The sequence below is a fragment of the Gordonia amicalis NBRC 100051 = JCM 11271 genome, assembly GCF_000332995.1.
In the GTDB taxonomy this organism is placed as follows: domain Bacteria; phylum Actinomycetota; class Actinomycetes; order Mycobacteriales; family Mycobacteriaceae; genus Gordonia; species Gordonia amicalis.
The window spans coordinates 68,523-87,511 of record NZ_BANS01000029.1 but is presented as its reverse complement, the minus strand read 5'-3'; the positions used below and the strand labels follow the sequence as shown (position 1 = coordinate 87,511).

The 18,989-nt window shown below is 68.9% G+C and carries 13 protein-coding genes and 1 pseudogene; all 14 read right to left on the bottom strand.

The annotated features are described in order from the left end of the window. Positions 1–242 precede the first annotated feature (242 nt). On the bottom strand, positions 243–1,589 hold the full coding sequence (gene tyrS, locus GOAMI_RS14920; RefSeq protein WP_006437373.1) for a tyrosine--tRNA ligase: 1,347 nt from the start codon (positions 1,587–1,589) through the stop codon (positions 243–245). 74 nt (positions 1,590–1,663) lie between these two features. After that, positions 1,664–1,879 (bottom strand): Trm112 family protein, encoded by a 216-nt coding sequence (locus tag GOAMI_RS14915; protein WP_006437372.1) that lies wholly within the window; start codon positions 1,877–1,879, stop codon positions 1,664–1,666. Positions 1,880–1,884: 5 nt separating this feature from the next. Continuing rightward, entirely contained in the window at positions 1,885–4,881 is a 2,997-nt protein-coding gene (locus GOAMI_RS14910; RefSeq protein WP_040004878.1) for an AMP-binding protein, read from the bottom strand. A 90-nt stretch (positions 4,882–4,971) separates the two neighbouring features. Next, a complete protein-coding gene (gene argH, locus GOAMI_RS14905; RefSeq protein ID WP_006437370.1) occupies positions 4,972–6,423 on the bottom strand; it encodes an argininosuccinate lyase in 1,452 nt (483 codons plus the stop codon). Further along, a complete protein-coding gene (locus GOAMI_RS14900; protein ID WP_006437369.1) occupies positions 6,420–7,619 on the bottom strand; it encodes an argininosuccinate synthase in 1,200 nt (399 codons plus the stop codon). Before GOAMI_RS14900 ends, argH begins: the two co-directional genes overlap by 4 nt. Positions 7,620–7,776: 157 nt before the next feature. Then, positions 7,777–8,283, bottom strand: a complete 507-nt coding sequence (locus tag GOAMI_RS14895; RefSeq protein ID WP_006437368.1) for an arginine repressor — start codon at positions 8,281–8,283, stop codon at positions 7,777–7,779. Positions 8,284–8,327: 44 nt separating this feature from the next. Continuing rightward, complete coding sequence (gene argF / locus GOAMI_RS14890) at positions 8,328–9,251, bottom strand: ornithine carbamoyltransferase (protein WP_006437367.1); 924 nt, start codon at positions 9,249–9,251, stop codon at positions 8,328–8,330. Next, the gene (locus GOAMI_RS14885; RefSeq protein ID WP_006437366.1) at positions 9,248–10,486 is read right to left on the bottom strand and encodes an acetylornithine transaminase; all 1,239 of its coding nucleotides are present in this window, start codon (positions 10,484–10,486) and stop codon (positions 9,248–9,250) included. Before GOAMI_RS14885 ends, argF begins: the two co-directional genes overlap by 4 nt. Beyond that, a complete protein-coding gene (gene argB, locus GOAMI_RS14880; RefSeq protein ID WP_006437365.1) occupies positions 10,483–11,457 on the bottom strand; it encodes an acetylglutamate kinase in 975 nt (324 codons plus the stop codon). Before argB ends, GOAMI_RS14885 begins: the two co-directional genes overlap by 4 nt. Continuing rightward, positions 11,454–12,713, bottom strand: a complete 1,260-nt coding sequence (argJ, locus tag GOAMI_RS14875; protein ID WP_006437364.1) for a bifunctional glutamate N-acetyltransferase/amino-acid acetyltransferase ArgJ — start codon at positions 12,711–12,713, stop codon at positions 11,454–11,456. Before argJ ends, argB begins: the two co-directional genes overlap by 4 nt. Beyond that, complete coding sequence (gene argC, locus GOAMI_RS14870; RefSeq protein WP_040004874.1) at positions 12,710–13,768, bottom strand: N-acetyl-gamma-glutamyl-phosphate reductase; 1,059 nt, start codon at positions 13,766–13,768, stop codon at positions 12,710–12,712. The genes argJ and argC overlap by 4 nt, the downstream gene beginning before the upstream one ends. A gap of 68 nt (positions 13,769–13,836) precedes the next feature. Continuing rightward, entirely contained in the window at positions 13,837–16,308 is a 2,472-nt protein-coding gene (gene pheT, locus GOAMI_RS14865; RefSeq protein WP_006437362.1) for a phenylalanine--tRNA ligase subunit beta, read from the bottom strand. A gap of 53 nt (positions 16,309–16,361) precedes the next feature. Then, positions 16,362–17,414, bottom strand: coding sequence for a phenylalanine--tRNA ligase subunit alpha (gene pheS / locus GOAMI_RS14860; protein WP_040004873.1), 1,053 nt, complete (start codon positions 17,412–17,414; stop codon positions 16,362–16,364). Between the two features lie 97 nt (positions 17,415–17,511). Then, a pseudogene (locus tag GOAMI_RS14855) lies at positions 17,512–18,945 on the bottom strand (acyltransferase family protein); the annotation flags it as partial. Positions 18,946–18,989 lie beyond the last annotated feature (44 nt).

The window sequence follows — 18,989 nt, the reverse complement described above, 5'->3', positions numbered from 1 at the left end:
ACGTCCTCTTGACGAGTCCGGCTCCGGTGAGCCTCTCCCAGAGCGTGAGAAATTCTCACGCTCTTGTTCTCGGGAGTGGCCCCGCACAGGCGGCCCGAGCGAGTAGCTCGGGCACTTTTGCTTCCCCGGTGCTTGCGGCTCCGGGGGAGTTGCTCTCTGCGGTGCGTCGATTAAGTTACACAGGCGCGAACAACGCGTCAAATCGCCTGGTCAGAGGCCTGGTTCGCTACGCCTTCGCTGCGTCAGCGGCCCAGTCTCGCGCCGGCGAAGCTCTTCTTGCCGCGGCGCACGACCAACCATCGCCCGTGGAGCAGGTCGGAGTCCGCCGGCTGCCACTCCGGATCGGTGATCTTCGTGTTGTTCACGTACGCGCCGCCCTCGGACACTGCACGACGCGCAGCCTTGTTGCTCTCGGACAGCTTGGTGTCGACGAGCAACTGGATGATCGTGGGTCGCTCCTGCACGTACTCCGCGATGACGGTCTCCCCCACGGCCGCGGCGAGGGTGGACTCGTCGAGCTCGTCGAGCTCGGCGCGACCGAACAGGGCCTGGCTGGCGAGTTCGACTGCGCGGGTGTTCCCCTGCCCGTGGATCAGGGTGGTCATCTCGGCGGCGAGCTTCTTCTGCGCGAGACGCAGATGTGGCTTCTCCTCCGTCGCCTGCTCGAGTTCGGCGATCTCCTCGCGTCCGAGGAAGGTGAACCACCGCAGGTAGCGGATGACGTCCGCGTCGGCGGTGTTCACGAAGTACTGGTACCAGGCGTACGGGCTGGTGAGCTCGGGGTCGAGCCACAGGCTGCCGCCACCGGTGGACTTGCCGAACTTCTTGCCGTCCGACGACGTCACGAGCGGCACGGTCAGTGCATGCAGGGACACCCCGTCGAGTCGGCGTCCCAGGTCCACACCGCCGACGATGTTCCCCCACTGATCCGAGCCACCGATCTGCAGGAGGCAGCCGTACCGCCGATTGAGCTCGACGAAGTCGTTGGACTGCAGGAGCAGGTAGCTGAACTCGGCGTAGCTGATGCCGTCCCCCTCGAGACGCCGCTTCACGGTGTCCCGGGCGAGCATGACGTTCACCGAGAAGTGCTTCCCGAGGTCGCGCAGGAACTCGATGGCGGAGAGCTGTCCGGTCCACTCGAGGTTGTTGACGACGAGCGCACCCGTCGGCGACTCGTCGATGTCGACGAAGCGACGGAGTTGGGCGTCGATCCGGCCGGCCCATTCGGCGACCGTGTCGGGAGCGTTCATGGTCCGCTCCCCCACTTCCCGGGGATCACCGATGAGACCGGTGGCCCCACCCGCGAGAACGATCGGCCGATGGCCCGCGAGTTGGAAGCGTTTGAGGGTCAACAGCGGCACGAGGTGACCTGCGTGCAGACTCGACGCCGTCGGGTCGAAGCCCGCGTACAACGTGATGGGCCCGCCCGCGAGGGCCTCACGCAGTGCGTCGAGGTCGGTGGACTGCGCGATCAGACCTCGCCACTCGAGTTCGTCGAGGATGTCGACGGGTGCGGTTCCGCTCTGGGCGGTCGCGGCCCGGACGATTTCGTCGGTCGTGTTGGCGGTTCCCTCAGTCTCAGCACTCACCCCTCGATCTTGTCATCCATCGAGATCGGGGCTCGGACGAGGTGACTCGTGAGTGGGCCGCCGGCAGGCGTCGGCTACTGCCCGGAGATCAGGCGTTCGTGCTCGGCGTCGTCGACCTTGCGTGCCTCGTCGATGAGCATGACGGGGATTCCGTCGGCGTCGATCCGGTACGCGACATGGAGCCGCGGGTTGTAGAGCTCGTCGCCGGCATTGATCAGCGGGCCGTGGTCCTGCGGGCAGGCCAGCCGTTCGCGCACGATCGGGTCGATGGCCTCAGCGCGTGTCGTCACGCGGCTCAGCCTAGGGCATCGTCGATCGACGAATGGCCCCAGTCCAGCTTCTGGGCGATCGTCCTGGTGTATCGCCGGTACCGGCCCTCCTCATCGCGATACCAGGTCCGGGGACCGGGTTTCGGCAGACCTTCGGCCGCGAAGGCGGTGCTCAGCGGACGGAACGACGCCGAGTGCGGGATCTCGTCGACGACGCGGATGAGGTGTGGTCGTAGTTCGGCGGGGAACTCCCCGAGTGCGATGCGGAGCTGGGTGACGGTGAGTGAGTCGGCCTTCGCGTCCGGACGTAGCGTCAGCGCGGCGACGGCCACCTGATGACCCGGTTCTCCGACGCCGTAAGTGACCACCTGGTCGACGCCCTGCATGCGCGACAGAGCGTGGATGATCGGCGGGATGAACACGGGGCCCGCCTCGGTCCGGATCACACGGTCGATGGCACCGAGGAAGTACAGGTCGCCGTCGGCGTCGCGGACGAAGAGATGTCCCGACACCTCCCACCGGTCGCGGCTGGTGAACACATCGCGGAGCACCGTGCCGTTGATGTCGAACTTGTGCTTGGCCTTGGACAGCAGCAACCCGGCTTCACCGATCTCGGCCCGTCGGACGAATCCGGACTCGTCGATGAGCAGGCGGTCGTTCTCGATGTCGTAGGCCGCGACCTCGACCGGGTTGGTCTCCGGCAGGGGCCGCCCGACGGAGGACAGCTTGTCGCCGGAGACGTTGGCCAGGATTGCCGAGCCGTCCGCGGTCGCGAAGAACTCGAGGATGCGGGCGCGTGGGAAGCTGCTGCACACGTCCTCCCACAGACCGGCCGACATCCCCGAACCCATGAAGAGTCGGATCGGGTTGTGCTGGTTGATCCGGAAACGGGGATCGCGCACGACGCCGCTGAGCATCGACCAGGTGTAGGACACGACGGTGACGCCGTAGCGCTGCACCTCGGTGGCGAAGGTCTCCGGGTCGATGCCGTTGGACAGGGCGATCCGCGATCGGCCGACCACGGTGGCGCCGAGAGTCGTCAGCAGGCCGGAGGCGTGATGCAGGGGCGGCAGGCAGTACACCGTGTCCCGGTCGGACAGCGCCGCCGCCGATGCCGCACCGAACGCCGACATCGCGAACCGGTGGTTGGTGACCGGCCACGGGACGAGTTTGCCGCGCGCACGGCTGAACAAGATGAACGCGAGATCACCGGCCAGGCCGGGATCCGGCCGGTACCAGGTGGGCAGGACGACCGCGTCGGGATCGATCTGCTCCATGTCGATGATGGTGGCGCCGTCGACACCGTCGATGTCGCGGGAGTCGCCACTGCCGCCGCCGAGGACCAGCACCCGACCCGACGCCGCGGTGGCGAGGTCGAGGTTGTTGGGGTCGGTGACGATGACCGAGCTGTCGGCGAGCCGCATCATCTCCCGCACGTCGGCGTCGGCGGCGAGGAGGACGGAGACGGCTCCGAGCCGGGCCAAGGCCGCGACCACGACCAGGGCGCTGGGGCGGGTGTCCATCAGAACGCCGATGTGCTGCCCCGGCCGCACACCGCAGTCGATGAGACCGGCGACCACGTTGTTGATGCGGGCGCCGACCTGCGCGTTGGTCAGCACGCGGTTCTCGAAGAGGAACAACTCGTTGTCGCCGTGCTTCTTGGTGTTCTCCGCCATCAGCTTGGACAGGGAGATCCGCGTGCCGCTCTGGATCTGACCGAGGCGGAGCAGCCGCGGCACCGTACGCACCGACTCGGAGGCGACCGCTCGCGACGTCCGTTGCACGGAGTTGACCAGTCCCAGCAACTCGCGGGATGCGGCGGTGCCGGCATCGGCGACCGAACCCATCCCGTGGGTGATGCGGGAGGACAGACTGACACCACTGCCGTGGCCCGGCTCCGCGACCGTCATCTCGCTGATGAGCTCGGGGCGGGTCCCGTTGGCCGACAACCAGTTCACCCAGTCGGCCGTCGTGGGCCAGGTGTGCTCACCGGCCGAGGAACCGACCACGAGTCCGAAATGACCGACGGGCAGCGTGGATTCGTATACCTCGGCGTCGGGTGCGGCACGCACGATCCCGCGCACCGCGGCCGGCTGACCGATGTCGTCGGCCTCGCCGACAAACGCCAGTACCGGACAGGTGATCTCGGTGAGCGACACGAGGTCACCGTTGATCACGAAGCCACCGGAGACCATGCGGTTGTGGGCCACGAACTGACGCAGCAGTTCGGCGATCGCCGGACCGGACCACGCGACCCAGCCGTCGGCCTCGAGAAACCTGCGCTGATCCTCGCGTGGCAAAAGCGCCTCGCGGTCGTGGAGACGGCGGAGGAAGTCGATGCGGCTGCGTACGGTCTTGACCGGATCGAGTAATTGGAAGCCGGTGCGTACCATCCAGTCCCGTACCCAGAGATTCCGCACGAACGATCTCTCGGCGAGGAACTCGGCAGCCGGCGCCACCAACCCCGCCGGCAATCCGAGGGGCAGTGCCGCGAGGACGTCGACCGGGCTGCCGAAGGTGATGAGGCTCGCGATCCCCTTCGACCGCCGGTACGCCGCGGTCTGGTACGCGAACATGCCGCCCTGGGAGTACCCGGCCAGGTGGATGTCGCGTCCGGTCGCCTCGATGATCAGGTCGATCGCTTGGCTGATCGCGACCACATGGTCGGCGAGATTGCGTTCCATCCCGCCCTCTTCGGTGTCCGGGGACCCGAAGTCGATCACCCACGGGGTGATGCCGTTGCGATGGAGGACGGACACCGCACCGTTGTGTTCGGTCACGTCGTAGACGTTGGCGGACACCATCATCGGAGGCACGAGGACGATGTTGGGGCCGGTGGACGGTTCGTTCGGGAAGTACCGGCGCAGGCGGAACATCTTGCGCGTCTCGACGATCGCGAAGGGCGCCGGTTCCGTCCCGGTCTCGAGTCCGCCGAACCGCAGGACCTCGAGCCCGTTCTGAGCGGTCGCCACCACCCGGCTGACCACTCCCCCCACATCGGGGATACCGTCCCAAGCCACCATCGCGTCGAATCCTCCCGTCGTCAGCGTGACGTGCACCGCCGACATCGGTGACATCGGTGACATACGTCACTCTACCCACTCAGAAGTGGATCAGCGCCGTCCTCCGGGCCCCGCGTTCCAGCGTGTCCGCAGGTCGGCCGATTGCGCCGACACCAGTTCTATCTGCCGTCGTACCTGAATCGGCGCGGTCCCGCCATGCGCGTTACGCGACTCCACCGATCCACGCACCGTCAGCACGTCGCGAACCGCAGGGGTGAGCGAGGGATTGATGCCGGCGAGTGTCTCGTCGTCGAGCTCGTCGAGACCGACACCCCGCGACTCGGCCTCGCGGACACAGGCTCCGGCGACCTCGTGTGCAACGCGGAAGGGCACACCCTGCCGCACCATCCACTCGGCGATGTCGGTGGCCAGGGTGAAGCCGGCCGGGGCCAGCTCCTCCATCCGGTCGGTGTGGAACTCGAGCGTCGCGACCAGGCCGGTGACGGCCGGCAGCAGCAGTTCGAGCTGCGCCACCGCGTCGAAGACCGGTTCCTTGTCCTCCTGGAGGTCCCGGTTGTATGCCAGTGGTTGCGCTTTGAGAGTCGCGAGCAGACCGGTCAGGTCACCGATCAGCCGGCCGGCCTTGCCGCGCATCAGCTCGGCGACGTCCGGGTTCTTCTTCTGCGGCATGATCGAACTGCCCGTAGACCAGGCATCGGCCAGTGTCACGTATCCGAATTCCGGTGTGCTCCAGATGATCACCTCTTCGGACAGCCGGGAGAGGTCGACCGCGATCATCGCGAACACGAACGCCGCCTCGGCCGCGAAGTCGCGGGACGAGGTGGCGTCGATGGAGTTCTCGGCCGGTGCGTCGAACCCGAGATCGGCCGCGATGGCAGCCGGGTCGAGACCCAGCGACGAGCCGGCCAGCGCGCCGGACCCGTACGGCGACACGGCGGTCCGGCGGTCGGCGTCGGCGAGCCGGTCGATGTCGCGGAGCAACGGCTGCGCATGTGCGAGCAGGTGGTGGCCGAGCAGGACAGGCTGAGCGGCCTGCAGGTGCGTCTTGCCGGGCATGATCGCGTCGGGATGAGCGGCCGCCTGGGCGGTCAGCGCGTCGACCACGTCGAGCAGACCGAGGGCGACGCGACGCATGGCGGCGCGCAACCACATCCGGAACAGCGTGGCGACCTGGTCGTTGCGTGACCGGCCGGCACGCAGCCGCCCACCGAGCTCGGGACCGACCCGTTCGATGAGTCCCCGCTCGAGCGCACCGTGCACGTCCTCGTCGGACTCCGCGGGACCGAACGTCCCGTCGGCGACATCGGCTGCCAAGCGGTCGAGACCGTCCAGCATGCCTCCCAGGTCGTCACCGGTGAGCAGCCCCGCCTTGTTGAGCACCCGGGCGTGGGCCTTGGAAGCCTGAATGTCGAAAGGCGCCAGGGCCCAGTCGAAATGGGTCGACTTGCTCAGGGCGGCCATCGCCGCGGCCGGACCGCCGGCGAAACGGCCGCCCCAGAGCGAACCCTCGTTGGTCGTTCCGCCGGTCTGCTCGTCACTCACAGATTCAGGTCCCGCTTGGCCGAGATCTTCGAGGACAGGCCGTGCAGCTCGACGAAGCCGCGGGCTGCCGACTGGTCGAAGCTGTCGCCCTCGTCGTAGGTCGCGAGGTTGAAGTCGTAGAGCGACTCGGAGCTGCGACGTCCCGTGGCCGCGATGTTGCCGCCGTGCAGGACGAGGCGGATCTCACCGGAGACGTGTTCCTGTGTCGAGTCGACGAAGGCGTCGAGCGAACGCTTGAGCGGCGAGAACCAGAGGCCGTCGTAGACCAGCTCGGCCCACTTACGGTCGGTGCCGCGCTTGTACCGGCCGAGCTCGCGCTCGATGGTGACGTGCTCGAGTTCCTCGTGGGCGCGGATCAGCACCATGGCGCCCGGGGCCTCGTAGACCTCGCGGCTCTTGATGCCGACGAGACGGTCCTCGACGACGTCGAGGCGGCCGACGCCCTGCGCACCGGCGCGGCGGTTCAGCTCCTCGATGGCCTGCAGCACGCTGACCGGACGGCCGTCGATGCTGACCGGACGGCCCTTCTCGAAGCCGATGATGACCTCGTCGGGGGTGTTCCAGTTGACGGTCGGGTCCTCGGTGTAGCTGTAGACGTCCTTGGTCGGCGCGTTCCACAGGTCCTCGAGGAAGCCGGTCTCGACCGCGCGGCCCCACACGTTCTGGTCGATGGAGAACGGCGACTTCTTGGTCACGTTGATCGGGATGTCGTTCTCCTCGGCGAAGGCGATGGCCTTCTCACGGGTCCACGCGTAGTCGCGGACCGGTGCGATGACCTCCAGATCGGGTGCGAGGGTGGCGAAACCGACCTCGAACCGGACCTGGTCGTTGCCCTTGCCGGTGCAGCCGTGGGCGACGACGGTGCCACCGTGGTCGCGGGCGGCGGTCACCAGGTGCTTGGCGATCAGCGGACGCGACAGCGCCGAGACCAGCGGGTAGCGGTCCATGTAGAGGGCGTTCGAGGTGATCGCCGGGAGGCAGTACTCGTCGGCGAATTCGTCACGGGCGTCGACGACGACCGCTTCGACCGCGCCGCAGTCGAGGGCGCGCTGGCGGATGACATCCATGTCCTCGCCGCCCTGCCCGAGGTCGAGGGCCACGGCGACGACCTCCTTGCCGGTCTCCTTCTGGATCCAGCTGATCGCGACCGAGGTGTCCAGGCCGCCCGAGTATGCGAGTACGACACGTTCTGCCATGAGGTGAAGCTCCTGTTCTAAGCGATGACCCGAGTCCATCATCGGCCCCGGGGTTCCGACCACACCGTCCGGGTCTCGGTTGGCGGTGTGGTCGGTTGCGGTTCTCGTCGTGTCCGGCCGCGGTGAGTGCGTCCGGTGGTGGTGGGCAGGACGGGGGTTACACGAGGCCCTCGATCCGTCGGGCGAGTTCGGCTCCGTCGAGCGGCTCCCGGGCGACCACGAAGATCGTGTCGTCGCCGGCGATCGTGCCGACCACATCGGGCAGACGAGCACGGTCGAGGGCGGCCGCCAGATAGTGCGCGGCGCCCGGCGGAGTGCGCAGCACGGCCAGGTTGCCGCTGCTGTCGGTGGAGACCAGCAGCTCCGACACGAGGCGGGACAGCCGGTCGGTGCCGCCGGACACGCCGCGCACCGGCGAGCCGTCCTCGGGAACCACGTAGACACCCGCACCGCCGTCGGCGGCCCGCAGTTTCACGGCCCCGAGCTCGTCGAGATCGCGCGACAGCGTTGCCTGCGTGGCATCGATCCCCTGGTCGGCCAAGAGTCGCTGCAGCTCGGACTGGCTACGCACCTGGTTGGTCGACAGGATGTCGATGATCCGCGCATGCCGCCCCGCGCGGGTCGCGGCGAGGCGGTTCTCCGTGGGTTCGGCGCCGGCGGTCATCGCTCGTCCTGTGTCACTGCTCGTCCTGGCTTGCGGATGTCATCTCACTGGTGCTCCAGAAGCCAGACCAGCAGTGCCTTCTGCGCGTGCAGACGGTTCTCGGCCTCGTCGAAGACGACGCTGCGCGGGCCGTCGATGACCGACGCGGTGATCTCATCGCCACGGTGCGCCGGCAGGCAGTGCAGCACGATCGCGTCGTCGGCGGCGTGGGCGAGCAGCTCGTCGTTGATCTGGTACGGCCGGAAAGGCGCGGTGCGGTCCTTGCCGTCCTCCTCCTGACCCATCGACACCCAGGTGTCGGTGACCAGGACGTCGGCTTCCGTGGCGGCGGCGACCGGGTCGGTCACGAGCTGTACCGACCCGCCGGTCTCCGCGGCACGACGCTCGGTGTCGGCGATGATCGCCGGGTCGGGCTGGAAACCCTCCGGTGCGCTGATCGTGACGTGCATGCCGGCGGTGACGCCACCCAGCCCGAGCGAGTGGGCCATGTTGTTGGCACCGTCGCCGAGGTAGGTCATCTTCAGCCCCGAGGGCGACCCCTTGTGCTCGACGATCGTCTGCAGGTCCGCGAGCACCTGGCAGGGGTGGAACTCGTCCGACAGGGCGTTGACCACCGGCACGGTCGCGCTCGACGACAGCGCCTCGAGACGGTCCTGCCCGAAGGTGCGCCACACCACGGCGTCGACGAAGCGCGACAGCACCCGTCCGGTGTCCTCGAGGGTCTCCTCGCGGCCGAGCTGCGTGGTGCGACCGTCCACGACGACCGCGTGACCGCCGAGCTGGGCGATGCCGACCTCGAACGAGAACCGGGTGCGGGTGGAGTTCTTGTCGAAGATCACCCCGACCCCGCGGGGCCCTTCGAGCGGGCGGAAGGCGAACGGCTTCGCCTTCACCTCGGCGGCGAGCGCGAGCACCTCGGCCTGTTCGGCCGGGGTGAGGTCGTCGTCGCGCAGGAAGTGCCGCGTCATGCCCCATCTCCCTTTTTCACGCTGTCTCCCTTGTTCACACTGTCTCCCTTGTCCTTCTGTGCAGCGTGCGCAGCGGCGTCCAGCAGGTCCGGCAGCGTTTCGACGAAGCTCTGCCCCTGCTCCTCGGTGATGATCAACGGCGGTGCGAGCCGCAGCACGTCGGGTGCCGGTGCGTTGATGAGGAATCCGGCGTCGCGGGCCGCGGCCTCGACGCGGGCCGACAGCGGCTCGGTGAGCACGATGCCGAGCAGCAGACCGGCGCCCCGCACGTGATCGATCAGCGGGTGGTGGAGGTCCTCGATCCCGGTGGCGATCGCCTTGCCCACGGCGGCGACGTGATCGGTGAGACCTTCGGACTCGATGACACCGAGCACGGCGAGTGCCGCGGCCGCGGCGACCGGATTGCCACCGAAGGTGGTGCCGTGCTGACCGGGTTCGAACAGCTCGGCGGCCGCACCCGTGGCGATGCATGCACCGATCGGCAGTCCGCCGCCGAGTCCCTTGGCGAGCGTCATCACGTCGGGAACCACACCCACCTGCTGGTGGGCGAAGAAGGTGCCGGTTCGCGCGACACCGGTCTGCACCTCGTCGAGGATCAGCAGCGCGCCGCGCTCGCTGGTGATGCGTCGGGCGGCGGCGAGATAGTCGGCGGGCGGGACGATCACGCCGGCCTCACCGAGGATCGGCTCGAGGATCACCGCGGCGGTCTGATCGGTGACGACCGCGTCGAGCGCCTCGATGTCGCCGTAGGGCACGAACCGCACACCCGGCGGCATCGGCTCGAACGGAGCACGCTTCGCCGGCTGTCCGGTCATCGCCAACGCACCCATCGTGCGACCGTGGAATGCCTTCTCGGCGGCCACGATCTCCGGCCGGCCGGTCCGGCGCGCGAGCTTGAAGGCGGCCTCGTTGGCCTCGGTGCCGGAGTTGCAGAAGAACGCCCGGCCGGGATGGCCGAAACGGTCGAGCAGTTTCTCCGCGAGTTCGACGACCGGCGGCGAGATGTAGAGGTTCGACACGTGCCCGAGCGTCTGCAGCTGGGTCGTGACGGCCTCGACGATCGCCGGATGCGCGTGACCGAGGGAGTTCACCGCGATCCCACCGAGCAGGTCAAGGTAACGCTTCCCGTCGGCATCGGTGACATACGACCCCGAGCCACCGACCAGGGCGATCGGCGGGGTGCCGTAGTTCTTCATCAGCGACTGGCCCCAGCGCCGTTGCAGCGGTGCGGTCACAGGTCCTCCTCCTGGGTTCCGGCGGCCGCCTTCGCCCCCGACTCGGCCGGGTCGACGACGGTGGTGCCGGTGGAGCTTCCGGTCAGTAGTTGGGCAAGCACGGAGTGGGCGACGCGGCCGTCGATCACGTGGGCGCGTTCGACGCCCCCGGTCACCGCACGCAGACAGGCCTCCATCTTCGGGACCATGCCGGAATCCAGCGACGGCAGGAGCTCGACCAGGGCATCGGTGTCGATCTGGGACACCAGCGACCCGCGGTCGGGCCAGTCGGTGTACAGCCCCTCGACATCGGTGAGCATGACGAGCCGCGACGCGCCGAGCGCCTCCGCGAGCGCTCCCGCCGCGGTGTCGGCGTTGATGTTGTGGACGACGCCGTCACGATCGGGAGCGATGGTCGACACCACCGGGATACGGCCCGCCCCGATGAGATCGAGCACCGCCGAGGTGTTCACCGAGGAGATGTCGCCCACGAGCCCGATGTCGGTCGCGACGCCGTCGACGAGAACCGTCCGCCGCGTCGCGGTGAACAGGTGGGCGTCCTCGCCGGTGATGCCGACCGCATAAGGCCCGTGCGCGTTGATGAGGCCGACGAGCTCACGACCCACCTGACCGAAGAGAACCATCCGGGCGACATCCATCACCTCCGGGGTGGTGACCCGGAAGCCGCCCTTGAATTCCCCTTGGAGGCCGAGCTTTTTCAGCATCGCCGAGATCTGCGGTCCGCCTCCGTGCACGACGACGGGGTGCATGCCGCAGGCACGGAGGAACACCATGTCCGCGGCGAACGCCTTCTTCAGCTCGTCGTCGACCATCGCGTTGCCGCCGTACTTGACGACGATGGTGGCGCCCGCCAGTTCCTGGAGGGCGGGCAGTGCCTCGGCGAGGATCGTCGCCTTGTGCAGCCCTGCGGCCGGATCGATCGTTCCCGGAACACTCTCAGGGGCACCGGATTCCGGTGCGGAGCCGCTCATGACGAGTACGCCGAGTTCTCTTCGACGTAGGCGTGCGAGAGGTCCGTGGTCCGGACCGACGCCGATGCGTCGCCGAGTTTCAGGTCGACGAGCACCTCGATGTCGGCACCGGACAGGTCGACGTCGCGTGCACCCTGTACGCCGCAGCCGTTCTCACACACCGGAGATCCGTTGAACGACACGGCGATCACGTCCGGGTCGATGCGGACCGGCGACGCGCCGACCGTGGCCAGCACCCGCCCCCAGTTGGGGTCGGAGCCGAACAACGCGGTCTTGACCAGGGAATCGCGTGCGACGAACCGGGCGACGGTCAGCGCATCCTCCTCGGTCGGTGCGCCCGTGACGGTGATGGCGACCCTCTTGGTGACGCCTTCGGCGTCGGCCTGCATCTGGGCGGCCAGATCGTCGCAGACCGCGAACACGGCCTCGTCGAGATCGGCCTGGTCGACCGGGATCTGGCTGGCGCCCGAACTCAGCAGCAGCACCGTGTCGTTGGTGGACATGGAGCCGTCGATGTCGAGCCGGTCGAACGTCCGCGCCGTCGCCCGGCGCAGCGCGGTGTCGAGCTGTTCGGAGGTCGCCGCAGCGTCGGTCGTGAGCACCACGAGCATCGTCGCGAGCGACGGCGCCATCATCCCGGCACCCTTCCCCATACCGCCGACGTTCCAACCCTGGGGATGGTGCAGCGCAGCCTGTTTCGGCACGGTGTCGGTGGTCATGATCGCGTGCGCGGCATCGGTGCCGCCGGTGAGTCCGCCGCCCATCTCCTGGACGATCTCGGTGACGCCGGCGAGGACCTTGTCCATCGGGAGGCGATCGCCGATGAGCCCGGTCGAGCAGACCGCGACCTCCACCGCACCGGTGCTGGTCCCCCAGTTGCTCAGCGCCTCCGCGACGGCCTCGGCCGTCTTGTGGGTGTCCTGGAATCCACCCGGGCCGGTGCACGCGTTGGCGCCGCCGGAGTTGAGGATCACGGCCCGCAGCCTCGACGTGGTGAGGACCTGCTGGGACCAGCGCACCGGAGCTGCCTTGACCTGATTGGTGGTGAAGACACCCGCGGCGGAACAGTCCGGACCCTCGTTGACGACGAGAGCGAGGTCGGCGGCACCGGATGCCTTGATACCGGCCGCGATTCCCGCTGCACGGAATCCCAACGGCGCGGTGACACCCTGTCCGCGGACGAGCCGTGGATGATCGCCGGGGGCGCCGCCCTCGATCCGATCCGGATCCGGCTGCGCGTGTTCGATTCCCGTCACGGTGCCACTCCCACGGTGCTCAGTCCCTCGTTCTCTGTCCAGCCCAGCGCCAGGTTCATCGATTGGACCGCGGCGCCGCCGGTCCCCTTGGTCAGGTTGTCCACGGCGCCGACGACCACCAGGGTCTGGGCGCGTTCGTCGACGGTCACCCCGAGCTGGACCGCGTTGGAACCGATGACCGAACCGGTGGCCGGCAGTCGGCCCTCCGGCAGTACGTGGATGAATTCCTCGTCGGCGTAGGCCTTTTCATAGACCGCGCGCACCTCATCGCCGGTCGCGACGGTTCGTGCGGTGCACGTCGCGAGGATGCCCCGGGCCATCGGCGCGAGGATCGGGGTGAACGAGACGGTGACCGGTTGCTGCGCCGCCGCCGAGAGTGCCTGCGAGATCTCCGGGGTGTGCCGGTGGACGCCGCCGACACCATAGGCCCGGGCCGACCCGATGACCTCGGAGGCCAGGAGATCGACCTTCGGCGAGCGACCGGCACCCGACGCACCGCTCACCGCGACCACGGTCACGTGCGGCTCGGCCAATCCCGCGGCGATCGCCGGGAGCAGCGACAGGATCGACACCGTCGGGTAGCACCCCGGGACGGCGATCCGGCCGGCGTCCTTGAGGACGTCGCGATTCCCGGGCAGCTCGGGCAGTCCATACGGCCAGGTTCCTGCATGATCGCCGCCGTAGTAGGCGGTCCAGTCGCCGGCGTCGCGCAGCCGGAAGTCGGCACCGCAGTCGATGATCAGGGTCGTCGGCGGCAGTGCGTCGGCGATGACGGCCGACGCGCCGTGCGGCAGGCCCAGGAAGACGACGTCGTGACCGCCCAGGATCTCCGGGGTGGTCTCCTCGAGAACCCGCTCTGCCAGCGGCAACAGGTGCGGATGATGAGATCCGAGCGTCGTGCCGGCGTTGCCGCCGGCCGTCAGCGCGCCGATCTCGAGCTCGCCGGATCGCAGACGGGGATGCCCGCACAGGAGTCGGAGGATCTCACCGCCCGCGTAGCCGCTCGCGCCGGCCACCGCGACCTTCACCTTGCTGGTTGAGCTTGTCGAAGCCATGCAATCATTATGCAGCAGCCTGCAAATCAATTCATCGCCGGGTGGGTGGCCGTCGAAGTGCCCTTCGGTCAGCGGAGTCGGGCGCCCACCCGGTCGGCAGCGGCGTCCACCGCGGCGAGCTTCGCGGCGTTGGCCTCGTCCTCGGTGAGCGTGCGATCACTCGCACGGAAGCGCAGCGAGAACGTCAGCGACTTGTTCCCCTCGCCGACCTGCTCACCGGTGAAGACGTCGAACAGTGCGATGTCCTCGAGCAGCTCACCCGCGCCGTCGCGCAGCGCCGACCGGACCTCGGCAGCGGGTACGTCGGCCGCGACCACCACGTTCACGTCCTGCAGGACGGCGGGGAACACCGACACCGCGGGAGCGGGCAGCACCTCGCCGAGCGGGAGCGCGTCGATGTCGATCTCCACCGCGCACGCGCGCTTGGGCAGGTGGGCGCGTTCGAGAACCGCCGGATGGAGCTCACCGGCGTACCCGACCGTGCGTCCGTCGACGGTCAGGCGAGCGCACCGACCCGGATGCCACGGCCGGTGATCGGCAGCGGAGAGTTCGACCTCCACGCCCGCGGCGCGAGCGATCGTGCGAGCCGCTTCGAAGGCGTCGAGGTAGTCGGCGGCACGGCCCGGACCCCAGGGACCTGCCGGATCGCGAAGACCGGTCAGGACGACGCCGACATGCAGCGGCTGATGCGGCAGCGAGGCGTCGAGCGCCGCGATGTCCTCGTCCGTCGGGCGACGGGTCACGTCGAGTGCGGGAACCGGCGCGACATGGTCGCCGGCGATGACGACCTGGCCGATGGTGAACAGCGACAGGTCGCGCTGGCCGCGGGAGATGTTGCGCGCGGCCATCTCGAGCAGACCCGGCAGCAGCGTCGTGTTGAGTTCGGGCCGATCCGACTCGAGGGGGTTGACCACCTTCACGGTGCGGCGACGTTCGTCGTCGGCGGGCAGATCCCAGAGGTCGAAGACCCCGGCCGGCATGAACGGGTACGGGAGGACTTCGACATATCCGTCGAGCGCGAGTGTGCGCCCGACGCTGCGGCGCCGACGCTGCTTCGGCGTGAGGCCGGTGCCGCCGGGTGCTCGCGGCACGACGGCGGGGATGTCCTCGAGGCCTTCGAGGCGCAGCACCTCCTCGACGAGGTCGGCGCGCTGCCTGAGGTCGGGACGCCACGACGGCGGGACGACGTCGAGCGTATCGGTGCCGGTGACCACACACCCCACCTCGGTGAGGCGCGCGGCGGTGGTGCCCGCCGGATAGCTGATGCCCGCGACGCGGTCGGGCTCGTCGGCGGCGATGCCGATCGCCGACGGGAGCGGTGTCACGACCCGCGCCTCGGACAGCGGCGAGGAGATCGTGCCGCCGGCGATCTCCACGATCAGCTCGGCGGCGCGGTCGGAGGCGACCGCGGTGATCTCCGGGTCGACGATGCGCTCGAAGCGCTTGCTGGCCTCGGAGGTCAGCTTGTGGCGCTTACCGGTGCGGAAGACGCGGACGGGATCGAAGGTGGCCGACTCGAGCAGGACGGTCGTGGTCTCCTCGCCCACCTCGGTGGCGCCGCCACCCATGACGCCGGCGAGGGCGATGGGACCGGTCTCGTCGGCGATGACGACGTCCTCGGGGTCGAGCACACGGTCGACTTCGTCGAGGGTTCGCAGCTTCTCACCTGGCTTCGCCGAACGGACGGTGACGGTGCCGGTGATGCGATCGGCGTCGAAGGCGTGCAGCGGCTGACCCAGTTCGATCATGACGTAATTGGTGACGTCGACGATCGCCGAGATCGGCCGGATGCCGGCGACCATGAGTCGCTTCTGCATCCACCACGGCGAGATGGCCGACGGGTCGACGCCGCTGATCACGCGCGCGGTGTAGCGGGTGGCGCCGGAGCCGTCCTCGATGGCGACGGGCCACGGGGTGCCCTCGGCGGTGACGTCCGCCTCGGTGACGCCCGGGTCGACGAAGGGCACCTCGAAGCTGCTCGCCAACTCGCGGCCGAGACCGCGGATCGAGAAGGCGTAACCGCGGTCAGGGGTGACGTTCACGTCGATCGCGGCGTCGTCGAGTCCGAGAACCTCGCGTGCGTCGGCGCCGGGCTCGGCCGTGCCGGGGGCGAGTACCAGGATGCCGCTGTGGTCGTTGCCGATGCCGAGCTCCGAGACCGAGCAGATCATGCCGTCGGAGACGCGACCGTAGGTTTTGCGGGAAGCGATCTCGAACGGACCGGGCAGCACGGCGCCGGGCAGTGCGGCCACGATCAGGTCACCCACGGCGAAGTTCCGGGCACCGCAGACGATGCCGCGCGGCTCCGCCTCGCCCACCTCGACGGTGCAGAACCGGATCGGCTTCTTGAACTCGGTGAGCTCCTCGATCGTCTCCACGCGACCGATCACCAGCGGACCGGTGATCTCCGGGAACTTCTCGATGTCCTCGATCTCGAAACCCACGCGGACGAAACCCGCGTCGATCTCCTCCGTGGTGGCCGACCACGTCGGGTCGCCCGCGCGCAGGACCTCGGTGTACCAGGACTGTGGTGCACGCACTGTGTATCAACTACTTTCGTCGCGTCGTGAGGAGTCTGGAGGGGTCGCGCCGCTCAGGCGGCCGGACCGAACGGGAGGGTGAACCGGATGTCGCCCTCGACCATGTCGCGCATGTCGGAGATGTCGTTGCGGAACTGCAGAGTGCGCTCCAGCCCCATGCCGAATGCGAAACCGGAGTAGACGTCCGGGTCGATCCCGCTGGCGCGCAGTACGTTCGGGTTCACCATGCCGCAGCCGCCCCACTCCACCCAGCCGGGCCCGCCCTTCTTGGCGGGGAACCACACGTCGACCTCGGCCGACGGTTCGGTGAACGGGAAGTAGGACACGCGCATCCGGGTGGTGGTCTCCGGCCCGAACAGCGCCCGGGCGAAGGTCTCGAGGGTGCCGCGCAGGTTCGCCAGGGTGAGGCCCTTGTCGATGGCGAGACCCTCGATCTGGTGGAAGACCGGGGTGTGGGTGGCGTCGAGTTCGTCGGTGCGGAACGTACGCCCCGGGCAGGCCACGTAGATCGGCAGGTCGCGGTTGAGCATCGAGCGCACCTGAACCGGTGAGGTGTGGGTGCGCAGCACCTGACGCGAACCCTCGGGTGCGATGTAGAAGGTGTCCTGCATCGACCGCGCCGGGTGATCCGGCAGGAAGTTGAGGGCGTCGAAGTTGTGGTGTTCGGTCTCGACCTCGGGCCCCTCGGCGATCTCCCAGCCCATGCCGACGAAGACGTCGGCGACCTGCTCGGCGATCACGGTGATGGGATGGCGCGCACCGACCGGGCGTCGACCGCTGGGCAGGGTCACGTCGACCGACTCGGCGACGAGGACCGCCGCATCGCGCTCGGCCTCGAGGACCGCGGTGCGCAACTCGAGCGACGCGGTGACCCGGCCACGGACCTGGTTGACGAGCTTGCCCGCTTCGGAGCGCTGGTCCTTCGGCAGGCTGCCGAGTGCGCGTCGGGCCAGGGCGATCGGCGAGCGATCACCGAGGTGCGCGGATTTCGCCGCGGACAACTGCTCGAGGTCGGCCGCCGCATCGAAGGCCTCGACGGCCGACGCCGCGGCCGCCTCGAGGTCGTCGGGTCCGGGGAATACCGTTTCGTCGGCGGAAGTGGCCACGGTCGGCGAGCTCCTCATGCATGGGTCGGTGGATGGACGGTGTCGTCGTGACGCGGAGGGCCGGTCGGGCGCGGAAACCGGCTCGAGGCGACCGTCGACGGCGGCGATGACTCTCATCGAGGGTAGTCGACCGCCGCGACGCGCTGACCTGCAGGGAGGCGTGGTCTCCGGGAACCGTGTCCGCTCCGCGCGGACTGGACGGCCGAAGAGCGAGGACACGAGCGGTCGTCGCACATCCGATCCCGGCGATCAGCCACCCGATGCCGTCGCCGAGCAGGCCGTACCGCGACACCATCAGAACAGCGATGCCGAGGCACACGAGCACCGCCAGCAGGGCCAGGTCACGCGCGCGTCCGGATCGCCCGGCGACCGGATCGTCCCACCACCGGAGCGGCCGGTTCTCCAGAGGCGACAGCACCGCGACGACGGGCACCATGAGCGCGAGGAGCAGCATCGTCTGGGCACCGACGATGATCGGGAACGACGCGGAGTGCACATCGGCACGGTCTGCGCCCGTCACCGCGCCGGACACGATGATCGCGGCGAGCACCGGCAGATGCCAGAGGTACAGCGTCATCGCACCCCGGTTGCCGAGGACGACCCACCACCAGACCCGCGGACGGTCGGCGATCTTCGCCAGCATCCTTCGCACGGCGATCGCGCCCGCACACAGCACGATCGCGTGACCGGCGAGGAGCAGGCTGGGCGGGCTCATGTTCGACAGTTGCTGCCCCGGCACCGTGACGAGCGAGACCTCATACGGACCCCGGTACACGAGCCCGACGTCGAGGATCAGCACACCTGTCGCCACCGCCGCGGCAGTCACCGGACGAAGGATGCGCTTGGCGTAGGCGACGCCGAGCACGGCCGGGATCGTCCACACCGTGAGGAAGTTCAGATAGCCGAGCCACGACGGGCCGTCGGCGAAACGGATCACGTCGATGACCGCTGCACTCCCCCAGCATGTTCCGAGCGCGATCATCACGTGGAAGGGTGTGCGGATCCGCTGCAGCAGCGGGACCACGGCCAGCACGAGGAGATACGCACCGAGGAACCAGAGCAGCTGCACGCCGAGTCGCGCGACGACGTCGGCCGCGGCGTGGAGGCCGGCGGTCGTCAGTCCGGCCAGCAGGAGCAGCACGGCGCCGAGGTACCAGACGAGTGGACGCAGCAGTCGCTGCACGCGGGTGAACAGCCAGTGCCCGGCAGTGGGGTGGTCGTGGGAAGCACGCGACATCCACCCGTGCGTCGACGCGGCGGCACCCGCGAAGAAGAACAACGGCAGCACCTGGAGCAGCCAGGTGGCCGGCTGCAGGATCGGCACGTCGCCGAGTGTGTTGCCGAGACGGATCGCGCCGTCGGATGTGTCGACGGTGAGCATGATCGAGTGGCCGGCGACGACCACCAGCAGCGAGCAGATGCGGATGAGGTCGACGACCCGATCCCGGTCCCCGGTGAGTGCCGCGAGTTCGTGTGGGGTCGGCAGACTGGTCGGTCCGCCGGTTGTCCGGCGGCGGGAGGTCGTGAGCATTCATCGAGTCTCGCCGGGTACGTGGCCCTCGACCTGAGCAGAAC